At 52.2% G+C, this 11,484-nt stretch carries 10 protein-coding genes and 1 pseudogene; 5 read left to right on the top strand and 6 right to left on the bottom strand.

Features of this window, described 5'->3' with window-relative positions:
- Positions 1-3: 3 nt before the first annotated feature.
- Entirely contained in the window at positions 4-858 is an 855-nt protein-coding gene (locus P0H77_RS07190; RefSeq protein ID WP_276164216.1) for an AraC family transcriptional regulator, read from the bottom strand.
- A 94-nt stretch (positions 859-952) separates the two neighbouring features.
- Positions 953-1,783: an alpha/beta hydrolase gene (locus P0H77_RS07185; protein WP_276164215.1), complete on the bottom strand. Its 831-nt coding sequence runs from the start codon at positions 1,781-1,783 to the stop codon at positions 953-955.
- Positions 1,784-2,030: 247 nt separating this feature from the next.
- Here P0H77_RS07185 and rnk point away from each other — a divergent pair, with 247 nt between their 5' ends.
- Entirely contained in the window at positions 2,031-2,441 is a 411-nt protein-coding gene (rnk, locus tag P0H77_RS07180; protein WP_276164214.1) for a nucleoside diphosphate kinase regulator, read from the top strand.
- 193 nt (positions 2,442-2,634) lie between these two features.
- A complete protein-coding gene (gene uspG / locus P0H77_RS07175) occupies positions 2,635-3,063 on the top strand; it encodes a universal stress protein UspG (RefSeq protein WP_276164213.1) in 429 nt (142 codons plus the stop codon).
- A 129-nt stretch (positions 3,064-3,192) separates the two neighbouring features.
- Here uspG and ahpF read toward each other — a convergent pair whose 3' ends face one another.
- Together ahpF and ahpC are read right to left on the bottom strand one after the other, a co-directional pair.
- Positions 3,193-4,758 (bottom strand): alkyl hydroperoxide reductase subunit F, encoded by a 1,566-nt coding sequence (ahpF, locus tag P0H77_RS07170; RefSeq protein WP_276164212.1) that lies wholly within the window; start codon positions 4,756-4,758, stop codon positions 3,193-3,195.
- Between the two features lie 243 nt (positions 4,759-5,001).
- Positions 5,002-5,565 (bottom strand): alkyl hydroperoxide reductase subunit C, encoded by a 564-nt coding sequence (ahpC, locus tag P0H77_RS07165; protein ID WP_194205422.1) that lies wholly within the window; start codon positions 5,563-5,565, stop codon positions 5,002-5,004.
- A 668-nt stretch (positions 5,566-6,233) separates the two neighbouring features.
- On the opposite strand from ahpC, the gene P0H77_RS07160 reads away from it, so the two are divergent.
- From P0H77_RS07160 to P0H77_RS07150, 3 genes and pseudogenes are all read left to right on the top strand, one after another.
- Positions 6,234-7,133 carry a LysR family transcriptional regulator gene (locus P0H77_RS07160; protein WP_276164211.1) on the top strand — a complete coding sequence of 300 codons (900 nt, stop codon included), beginning with the start codon at positions 6,234-6,236 and terminating at the stop codon, positions 7,131-7,133.
- 155 nt (positions 7,134-7,288) lie between these two features.
- Positions 7,289-8,512, top strand: a pseudogene (locus P0H77_RS07155) (phosphoadenosine phosphosulfate reductase).
- Positions 8,497-9,123 carry a ParB/RepB/Spo0J family partition protein gene (locus tag P0H77_RS07150; protein ID WP_276164210.1) on the top strand — a complete coding sequence of 209 codons (627 nt, stop codon included), beginning with the start codon at positions 8,497-8,499 and terminating at the stop codon, positions 9,121-9,123. The pseudogene P0H77_RS07155 and the gene P0H77_RS07150 overlap by 16 nt, the downstream one beginning before the upstream one ends.
- Here the strand turns inward: P0H77_RS07150 and P0H77_RS07145 are convergent, their stop codons facing one another.
- Positions 9,124-10,284: a pyridoxal phosphate-dependent aminotransferase gene (locus P0H77_RS07145; protein WP_276164209.1), complete on the bottom strand. Its 1,161-nt coding sequence runs from the start codon at positions 10,282-10,284 to the stop codon at positions 9,124-9,126. It lies immediately after the preceding gene.
- 89 nt (positions 10,285-10,373) lie between these two features.
- Positions 10,374-11,417: an S-methyl-5-thioribose-1-phosphate isomerase gene (gene mtnA, locus P0H77_RS07140; protein ID WP_276164208.1), complete on the bottom strand. Its 1,044-nt coding sequence runs from the start codon at positions 11,415-11,417 to the stop codon at positions 10,374-10,376.
- Positions 11,418-11,484: the final 67 nt, after the last annotated feature.

Genomic DNA, 11,484 nt, shown 5'->3' with positions numbered 1-11,484 from the left:
CCTTCACTGGAAACGCGTCTGATACTCCCCCGGCGTCAGCCCAAACTGACGCCGGAATAGTCGGCAAAAATAGTCGCTGTCCGGATAACCACAGCGGCGTGCCACATCCCCGACGGTAAACTGATACTTCTGCAACATAATGCGCGCCTTCGCCATCCGCACCCAGCGCACATAATCAACAAAGCTCATTGTTCCCTGCTCGCTGAACAGCCGGGAAAGGTGATTTGGCGAGATATTAAAAAATGTCGCCACGCTGGTCCGCGTCAGCGGCTCGGCATAATTATCCTGTAACCAGTTACAGATGCTCTGATAAAGGAATATCGGTCGCGACTGGGTCCGGTCAGGGGTTGCATTCACGACCTTGCGGCATAAGTGCAGAAGGCTGAGCGTTAGCGGGCGAATAATATCCTGATCCTGCGGGGAGCGACTCAGGAGCGTCAGCGCGGTAAGGATCGCCTCGCCTTCACCGCGCTGAAGATGCGGCAACTGGATTTTACGCAGCGGAACCGGAGTAATCCCGCTGCGATTATCATAAAACGCCAGACCCAGCCAGGCCGCAGCAAATACCAGACTTAATACCATGCCGGGCTTATCAAACTGCGGCGCATTGGCGGCACGCGGTGGAATGAACAGCATTTCCCCCTGTACGATACGATGCTGCTCAGGCTCCAGTCGGTTACCATATTCACCGCGTAACACCACTTCCAGGCGTGGAAAATCAATGCACAGCGCCCCGGCGTTCACCCTTTTCTGCGCGCTGGCAAACCAGACGCGGCCCAGATGCTGTGGGTTAAGCACCAGGCCACTGAGCAAATCGGCAAAAAATTGTTGATCGGCGGGAAGCGACAGCTCGGGCATGAAGAGTATTCCGGTAAGAGCAGATGCGCTATTTTACCCTGAAAATAAAATGTTTTTTGGCCTGGCGACAAACCTGTGACGCCAGGCCTGTTTTCTACGACTGAATAAAAGTCAGCAGATCGACATTAATATCCTGCTTATGGGTAGTGCAGATGCCGTGGGAGCCGCCTTTATATACCTTCAGTTGCGCATCAGGCAGCAGCGCCGCCGCCGCTTTGCCGCAGGTTTCAAACGGCACGATCTGATCGTCATCGCCGTGGATCACCAGCGTCGGGATGGTCATTTTTTGCAGATCCTGATGAAAATCGGTTTCTGAAAATGCCGCGACGCAGTCATAAAGGGCTTTAATCGACCCCTGCAATCCCTGGCGGACAAAACTCCTGCGCACCGCTTTCGACTCTTTGGTGCCGAAGCGGTTGTAGCCATAGAAGGCTTTGGTTAATTCATAAAAGAATGCCGCGCGATCGTTGATCACGCCCTCACGGATGCCGTCAAACACCGTTTTATCGACGCCGTCCGGGTTAGAATCTGTTTTGATCATAATCGGCGTCACGGCACCAATCAGCACCGCTTTCGCCACGCGGTCGGTGCCATGACGGCCAATATAGCGTGCTACCTCGCCGCCGCCGGTCGAGTGCCCTACATGCACCGCGTCCTGCAAATTGAGATGCGCGGTAAGCTCGGCCAGATCGTCGGCATATTGATCCATATTGTGCCCTTCCCAGGGCTGCGCCGAGCGACCGTGGCCGCGCCGATCGTGGGCGATAACCCGAAACCCCTTTGAAGCCAGATACAGCATTTGATCTTCGAAAGCATCTGCCGTCAACGGCCAGCCGTGGCTGAACACGACGGGTTGACCGCTGCCCCAGTCTTTAAAGTAAAGATAGCTGCCGTCTTTCAGGGTAAGTTTATCAAAACCACTCATGAGAACTCCCGTTATGTCAGGGCGCTGCAAAATGCAACGATGCTTAAAAGCATAAGCCAGAATGATGAAAAGTGACGGCTGTCGCAAAAAACACCTGCCGATTACGCGCTAACTTCTGTGCGCCAGGTCACTTCAAAGTCAGGCCAACTCTCAGTATGATGGGGATAGCTAACCCTCACCTCTGACGGTGGGGGTTTTCTTTTGGATTTTGCAGCACATAGCTGCCAACAATAACATGGAGTAAAAAATGTCCAGACCTGCGATTATCATCAATGAGTTTGATGCCGAGCGTATTGACCGTCTGCTGGAGAAACCCGCTTATGCCGCGCTGCCGGTTGCCGACGCGCTGAATGCAGAGCTGGATCGCGCGCAGATGTGTCCTCCCGAGTCGCTGCCGGGTAACGTAGTGAGTATGAATAGCACCGTCCGGTTCCGCGACCTTACCAGCGGAGATGAGCGCGTGCGCACCCTGGTTTTTCCGGCGCAAATGACCGATAGCGCCACTCAGCTTTCCGTGCTGGCTCCGGTGGGCGCGGCGTTGCTGGGTCTTGAGGTGGGCAGCGCCATTCACTGGGACCTTCCCGGCGGCGCATCTGCCCATCTCGAAGTGCTTGAGCTGCTTTATCAGCCCGAAGCCGCCGGTGACTATCAGCGTTAACGTTCTGCCTTAAGCGCCAGCCGCTTTTCAGAGGATGTTTTTGCATCCTCTTTCCGCCCTTCTTTGCTCACCCTGGCCGGATACAAAACTTTACAGCGCCTGCGTTATCGGGCGGCAATTTTGCGAGCCCGCAGACATCTCTTTCTGACAAAATATGCTTTGATATCAGCATCAATCACAAGGAGGAGCAGATATGTATAACACTATCATTATGCCGGTTGATGTTTTTGAAATGGAGCTCAGCGATAAAGCTGTCCGCCATGCAGAATTTCTGGCGCAGCAGAAAGGGGTCATTCATCTGCTACACGTCCTTCCGGGGTCCGCCAGTATGACGATGCAGCGTTTTGCCGCCGATCTCCGTCGTTTTGAAGAGCATTTACAACAGGAAGCGGAAACCCGCCTGAAAACCATGGTTGCGCATTTCAGCATTGACCCGTCGCGCATTCAGGTTCACGTGCGGATGGGCAGCGTGCGCGACGCGGTAAACGCGCTGGCGGAAGAGTTAAATGCCGATGTGGTGGTGATTGGATCGCGCAACCCGTCTATCGCTACGCATTTGTTAGGCTCTAACGCCTCAAACGTGATCCGCCACGCGCATATTCCGGTACTGGTGGTGCGCTAACGTTTAGCGCCGGGGGGGGGATATCTGCCCGGTGGCGCTGCGCCATCACTTTCGCACCCAACGGACCGCAAAAAAGGGCCACCCGAAGGTGGCCCACTCACATTGCAGGTATTATCTTACTTTTTTTGATTATGCGGTTTTGGTGCGAATCAAATAATCGAACGAGCTAAGAGACGCTTTCGCCCCTTCGCCGGTGGCGATGATGATCTGCTTATACGGGACGGTAGTGCAGTCGCCCGCGGCGAAAACGCCTTTGACGCTGGTTTCACACTTCGCATCGATAATAATTTCGCCCATCCGGTTACGCTCAATCGCGCCTTCCAGCCAGGTTGTATTTGGCAGCAGACCAATCTGCACAAAAATGCCCGCCAGTTCAACGTGGTGTACATCGCCGCTCACGCGGTCACGGTACTCCAGCCCGGTCAGTTTAGCGCCGTCGCCTTTCACTTCGGTGGTCTGCGCGTTAAGAATAATATCGACGTTTTTCAGGCTGCGGACTTTATCCTGCAACACCTGGTCAGCCTTCATTTCTGGCGCAAATTCCAGCAGCGTTACGTGCTCAACGATACCCGCCAGATCGATTGCCGCTTCCACGCCGGAGTTGCCGCCGCCGATCACCGCGACGCGCTTGCCTTTAAACAACGGGCCATCACAGTGCGGGCAGTAGGTCACGCCTTTGGTGCGGTACTGATCTTCGCCCGGTACGTTCATGTTGCGCCATTTGGCGCCGGTAGCGATGATCACGCTGCGCGCTTTCAACACCGCGCCGGAAGCGGTTTCAATCTGATGCAATCCGCCCTCTTGCGCCGCAGGAACCAGTCGTGACGCACTCTGGGAATCAATCACATCTACCGCATAGTCGTTAACGTGCGCTTTCAGCGCGCCCGCCAGCTTCTGACCTTCGGTCTTCGGCACGGAGATATAGTTTTCGATATCAACAGTATCCAGTACCTGACCACCAAAGCGCTCGCCCATCAGGCCGGTACGAATACCTTTACGCGCCGAGTAGACCGCCGCTGCCGCACCCGCCGGACCGGAACCCACAATCAGCACATCATATGCATCACGCTGATTCAATTCTTCCGCCGCGCGTTTTTCTGCACCGCTGTCTACTTTCGCCACGATTTCCGCCAGCGTCATACGACCCTGACCGAACTCTTTGCCGTTGACGAACACTGCCGGAACGCCCATCACGTTACGATCGGTGATTTCGTTCTGGAACGTGCCGCCATCAATCGCCGTATGCTTAACGCGCGGGTTCAGCACCGCCATCAGGTTCAGCGCCTGCACTACATCCGGGCAGTTATGGCAAGAGAGTGAGTAGTAGGTTTCAAATTCAAAGTCGCCGTCCAGATCGCGGATCTGCTCCAGCAGCGCCTGCGCTTCTTTCGACGGATGCCCGCCGGTCCACAGCAGCGCCAGCACCAGCGAGGTAAATTCATGCCCCAGCGGCGATCCAGCAAAGCGCGGGCCATGCGTGGAGCCAGGGTTAGTAATCAAAAATGAAGGTTTACGCACCGCCAGCGAATTATCTTCTTTATAAGAGACTTTTTCTGACAGCGTAGAAATTTCAGCCAGCAATTCCTTGATTTCTGCCGATTTGGCGCTGTCATCCAGCGTGGCAATCAGCTCAACAGGTTTAGTCAGCTTCTCAAGATAGGCTTTGAGCTGGGTTTTCATATTGGTGTCGAGCATGGGTATCTCCTGGGCTTAAAACATCATCATGCAAGCTGCCTTATTGGCGGCATCTGAATGCAACTTGGATCATGGTGTTAGAAAAGAAACGGGCACTATGCACCCGTTCCTGAGCGAAATTCACAAGTATTTCGTGTTACAGGAAGGCGGCAAGCTTATGAATCCCCGGGAGCTTACATAAGTAAGTGACCGGGGTGATTAAGCGCAGCCAACGCACCTGTAGCGCGAAAGACGCAGTGAATTTTAGATTTTGCCGACCAGGTCCAGTGACGGAGCCAGAGTCGCTTCACCTTCTTTCCACTTAGCCGGGCACACTTCGCCTGGGTGGGAAGCTACATACTGAGCCGCTTTGATTTTACGCAGCAGGTCAGACGCGTCACGGCCAATACCTTCAGCAGTCACTTCAACTGCCTGGATGATGCCCTGCGGGTCAACGATGAACGTACCGCGGTCAGCCAGACCTTCGTCTTCACGCAGCACTTCAAAGTTACGTGCCAGTGCAGCAGTTGGGTCGCCGATCATTGCATATTTGATTTTAGCGATGGTTTCAGAGCTGCTGTGCCATGCTTTATGGGTGAAGTGGGTGTCGGTGGAAACAGAGTAAACGTCCACGCCCAGTTTCTGCAGTTCTTCGTAATGATCCGCTACGTCGCCCAGTTCGGTCGGGCAAACGAAGGTGAAGTCAGCCGGATAGAAGAAGAATACGCTCCAGCGGCCTTCGGTATCTTTCTCGGTAACTTCGATGAATTCACCGTTTTTGAATGCCTGGTTTTTAAAAGGTTTGATTTTAGTGTTGATCAAGGACATCTATACTTCCTCCGTGTTTTCGTTGAGGTGTAAGTTAACGAAATTTTTATGATTCGGCTAATGCGTTTCCATTATCAAATCAATAAGCGTTAGCTAACAACTATCACATGACGATGTTGTGAACTCCGGACGTTAACCGCAATTGTGCAGCATGGCATCATTGACAATGTTACTTAAAAGTTAACAATCTCAATGCAGCCAGGAGCAATAGACTGGCAAATGCAGGCCGGTGATCCAGAGTCCGGGATTACATCACCCTACAATTGAAAGGGCAATCAGGATTTAACAGGCTCTGCCTATGGCTCTGATAGCCTGCACCATTTAATCACAGAATCTATTAATAGATGACAGATTTATGCACCACCTTGCCAGTGCTGAAACGTAACCGATACTTATTTTCATTAATTATACGAATAATTAATTTAGCGCCATTGGGTTAAGATTTTCCAGACAACTAAAACTAAATTCATCACAGAAATGTAAGAAATCGTTGTTATCCATGTTACTTCCGCAAATCGTCTGGTTAAGTATTGGTTTTTATGATATCTTTATTCTAAGTCAAATCGCTTGCACATTTTAAGACATGCGTTTTATAAATAAATAAAATAATCCCATTTTTATAATTGATATAACACTGTCGATAAAACGGTAATTCATAAGGCTGGTCTATGGCTAATCTCTACGATCTTAAAAAATTCGATCTCAACCTGCTGGTTATTTTTGAATGCATCTATCAGCATTTGAGTATCAGTAAAGCCGCCGCCACCCTCTATATTACGCCTTCAGCCGTTAGCCAGTCCTTACAGCGCCTGCGCGTTCAACTTGATGATCCTCTGTTCATTCGCTCCGGAAAAGGCATTACGCCAACCACCGTAGGGATTAACCTGCACTTGCACCTTGAACAAAATCTTAACCAAATTGAACAAACAATCAACATTACCCATAGCTCCTCGCTGCGTAAGAACTTCGTTATCTATTGCCCGCAACTGCTATTATCTTCCGCATTGATCCAGCCGCTTGACCTTCTGTTGCAAAGTAGTCAGCTTGAAATCGAACATCACGATATGCTGATGTCTTCGGAATCCGCGGAAGATTTGCTGGCGTATCGTAAAGCCGATCTGGTTTTCTCGATGTCTCCGACCACTAATCGTTCGATTTGCTGCTCAGTCTACAAGCAACTTCCGATCGTCGCCGTATGCCGAAAAGAGCATCCGCGCCTGGACACTAGCTGTACTCTCGAGGAATTACTACACGAAGACTTCACGTTTCTTGATAATAATGAACTTGGTTTACGTCAGTTTCAGTCTGAAGTAGAAGTATTTTTACCAGGACGGAAAATAGCTTTTCGCAGTGACTCATTTATCAGTATTATGAATATAATCAGTGCTACCGATCTGGTGGGACTAATGACTGAGGGGTCCTATGAAACATTCAAACAATCGCTGGGTCTGAAAAAAATCACTCTCCCGATGACTTTTTCCCCATTCAATATTTACCTGATGTATAACCGCGCCTCTCTCAATAATTCAACCTTTGCAAACTTTATTAATAAAATACAGTCTCTCTAGCATCATTAACAAAAATATTATTCATATTACATATATAAATAAAATATTTTACTAATCTGAAAAGATGCGCAATAATTCCCTTGCTCTTTAACGCAGCTTATTTATAAGCTATGTTAATCAAATTCAACCTTTCTAACCTCCAAAACGGTAGAAAAATGTCTCTGCATAAATTTCCTCTGGTCCAGAATGTTCTGGAAGCCAGCCGGGAACGTATCCGGTGGACGCTGGAAAATTTCCCTCGCGTATGCGTTTCTTTTTCAGGTGGTAAAGATTCAACCTTAATGCTTCACCTTACCGCCCAGCTAGCGCGTGAATCAGGGAAAAAAATCAGCGTCCTGTTTATTGACTGGGAAGCACAATTTTCCTGCACCATTGCGCATTGTGAACGTCTGCATGATTACTACAGCGATGTCATCGACACGTTTTATTGGGTTGCTCTGCCGCTGACCACGCAAAATTCGCTTTCGCAATTTACGCCTGAGTGGCAATGCTGGGAGCCAGGGGTCAAATGGGTGAGACAGCCTCCGGATTACGCGATCACCGCCCACAGTTTTTTCCCGTTTTATAAATCAGGGATGACATTCGAGGACTTCGTTCAGGAATTTGCCGAATGGTTCTCGCAAAAACGCCCCGCCGCCGTCATGGTTGGCATTCGCGCCGACGAATCTTACAATCGTTTTTTGTCGATTGCGTCCCGGCGTAAGCATCGCTTTTCTGATGATAAACCCTGGACCACGCTCGCGCCTGGGTCGCATGCATGGTACGTTTATCCGATATACGACTGGAAAACAGCCGATATCTGGACGTGGTTTGCCAAAAACCGTCAACCCTATAATCCGCTCTACAATCTCATGTTTCAGGCGGGCGTACCGCCGCGCTATATGCGTATTTGTGAACCTTTTGGCCCGGAGCAGCGTCAGGGTCTGTGGTTATATCATGTGCTTGAGCCGGAACGCTGGGGTCTGATGTGCGAACGGGTGAGTGGCGTTCACAGTGGCGGTGTCTACGCCGGGCAGGACAGCAAATTTTACGGCCATCGCCAGCTCATAAAACCCGATAACCATACGTGGAAGAGCTATGCGCTCTTTTTACTTGATAGCATGCCGTAGAAAACCGCCGAGCATTACCGTAACAAAATTGCCGTTTATTTACACTGGTATCAAAAAAAGGGTGTTATGGATATTCCTGATACTCAGGCCGGTGATATCGGTTCTAAAGATATTCCATCCTGGCGACGTATATGCAAGGTTTTACTTAATAATGATTACTGGTGCCGGATGCTGTCTTTTAGCCCGAATAAACCAGGGAATTACCAGCGCTACAATGAGCGGATAAAAAATAAACGCAAGGAGTGGAAAATATTATGCAACAGCGAATAATGTTAGTACTGGCAGCCTATCTTGATAAGTTGCCAGAGGCTGAACGTATTGAGGCAATCAATAATTTCCGCCGACTGTTACACGAATTGAGTCCTTTTAGCGACAACCCTGTCGATTGTGTATTATGGGTAAGACACGAGAAGCTCGCACCGAATAATTACAATCCGAATAATGTAGCACCGCCAGAAAACAGACTTCTGTTCCGTTCACTTGAAGCCGATGGCTTTACGCAACCCGTGGTTGTCGCAGAAAACAAGCAGGGCAATTATGAAATCGTTGATGGTTTTCATCGTCAGCAGCTGGCGCAACATAAAAGTTCACTGGCGCGAAAACTGAAAGGTTATGTGCCCGTAGCGACTCTGAAAGAGACGTCTGACCGGCGTTCGTCACAAATGGCCTCCACCATTCGCCACAACCGCGCCCGTGGCCGCCATCAAATCAACGCCATGTCTGAGATTGTCCGCGAGCTGGTACAACTGGGCTGGGAGGACATAAAAATAGGCAAAGAACTGGGAATGGATGCCGACGAAGTGTTGCGCTTAAAGCAGGTTAACGGCCTGCTGGAACTGTTCAGCGGCCGTCAGTACTCCGAAGGCTGGACCGTTAAATAACTACAGTTGGCACAACCGTTCGGCAGCGGCCAGCAACGTCGATTCTTGCTTCGCAAAGCACAGGCGAATCAGCTTATGCGGGAAAGGATCAGCGCAAAATACCGATAGCGGGATCGCCGCGACGCCTGCATTTTTCGTCAGCCACTGGCAGAAGCTCACATCATCCAGATCGGAAACCGCGCTGTAATCGGCGAGCAGGAAATAAGTGCCTTCGCAGGGCAGGATCTCCAGCCGGCTGGCGCTCAACGCGCTGATGAACACATCCCGCCGCTGGCGATAAAATGCAGGCAACTCACGATAATGCTGCGGCTCGGCGCGCAGCATATCCGCCAGTGCCAGCTGCGCCGGGGTATTAACGGCAAAGGTTAAATACTGATGCACTTTGCGCAGTTCAGCGCTGATTGCCGCCGGGGCCACGCAGTATCCAATCTTCCAGCCGGTCATATGATAGGTTTTACCAAATGACGACACGGCAATCGCCCGTTCCCGTAGCTGTGGGTGCGCCAGTACGCTGGCGTGCCCTTCTTCGGCAAAACAAATATGTTCGTAAACTTCGTCGCTCAATACGTAGATCTCGCGATCCTCAATCGCCTGCCACAGCGCGTTAAAATCCGCTTTACGCCAGACGGTCGCGGAGGGATTGTGCGGCGTATTAAGGATCACTAACCGGGTACGATCGCTGAGCAACGCGCTAAACGCCTGCCAGTCGACGCGAAAATGCGGCGGCTGGAGCGCCACGCGTTTAAGCACGCCGCCGGACAGTTCAACCGCGGGGGCATAGCTGTCGTAGCTGGGATCAAAGCAAATCACCTCGTCTCCCTCGCGTACCAGCGCGGTGATCGCCGCGTATAGCGCCTCGGTCGCTCCTGCGGTGACGGTGATATCGCTATTTACATCCGGACGATGCCCGTAAAGTTCCGCGGTTTTATCGGCAATCGCTTCTCGCAGCGCCAGCGCACCGGTCATCGGGGCATACTGGTTAGCCCCCTGTGCCACGTGATATGCCAGCCGCTCCTGCAAATAGCCCGGACCGTCAAAATCGGGAAAACCCTGCGACAGGTTGATGGCCTGATGCTGCTGCGCCAGCGCGCTCATTTGCGTAAAGATAGTTGTGCCAAGCGCGGGCAATTTACTTTGTGGGATCAAAGGGCGGCTACTCATTGTGTCTATCCATTGATTTGAGACGATTAAAACCACTATAACACGCTCAGTTCATTTGGCAATCAAGACGCTTAGACGTCCAGACTGCATTATGATATCAGCCGATACTCGCGGTCCGGCGCAAAAACGCCCTCTGCCACCGCCTGCGGTGTGACAACGCCGGTATCCAGCACCCAGCCGCTAATCAGCTCGGCTGGCGTAACGTCGAAAGCCGGGTTATAAACCTGCGCATCGCGCGGTGCCCACTGTACGGCACCAAAACGGCCTGCCGCGCCGGTCACTTCGCTGGCCGCCCGCTGCTCAATGGGAATGGCGTCGCCGTTCGGACAGTGCCGGTCCAGCGTGGTATGCGGCGCAGCCACATAAAAAGGAATGCCGTGAAACGTCGCCAGCACCGCCAGTGAATAGGTGCCGATTTTATTTGCCACGTCGCCATTGGCGGCAATGCGATCCGCTCCGACCCACACCGCATCCACCTGGCCTTTCGCCATCAGACTGGCGGCCATCGAATCGGTAATCAGCTGATAAGGAATACCCAGTTCGCCCAGCTCCCACGCCGTCAGCCGCCCGCCCTGTAACAGCGGACGCGTCTCATCCACCCAGACAGTGGCGATGTTCCCCTGTTGGTGCGCACGGGCGATAACCCCCAGCGCGGTCCCCGCTCCCGCCGTTGCCAGCCCGCCGGTGTTGCAGTGGGTCAGTATCCGGCTGCCCGGCATCACCAGCGCACTGCCGGCCCCGGCGATACGTTCGCAGAGCTGTTTGTCTTCAGCCACCAGACGTTCCGCTTCGGCAACCAGCGCCGGAACAAAATCAGTCAGCGCCAGCGCCCGTTTCATTCGGTCAAGGTTGTTCATCAGGTTAACCGCCGTCGGGCGCGACGCGCGGAGCCTCTCCAGCGCCACCGCCAGTTCCTCTCGTCCCGCCCCGCGCTCTGCCAGCAACGCCAGCAGCAGGCTGGCTGACAGCCCGATTAGCGGCGCGCCGCGCACGCGAAGCGCATGGATGTGCTCAACCAGCGCGTCGACATTGTCGGCAGGCAGCCAGATTTTCTCCTGCGGTAGCGCCTGCTGATCGAGGATAAAAAGCTGATTCTGGCTCACCCGCAGGCTGGTCGTCTGTAGTGTCTGCATCTCGTTAAATCTCTGTTGCGTTGATGTATCACATTGTGTCAGGATGAATTCCAGATGTATAGACGTC

Origin of the sequence: Superficieibacter sp. HKU1 (assembly GCF_029319185.1) — a bacterium.
GTDB lineage: Bacteria > Pseudomonadota > Gammaproteobacteria > Enterobacterales > Enterobacteriaceae > Superficieibacter.
Note: the sequence above shows the minus strand (reverse complement) of the source record. Positions and strands in the feature narration are given on the sequence as shown.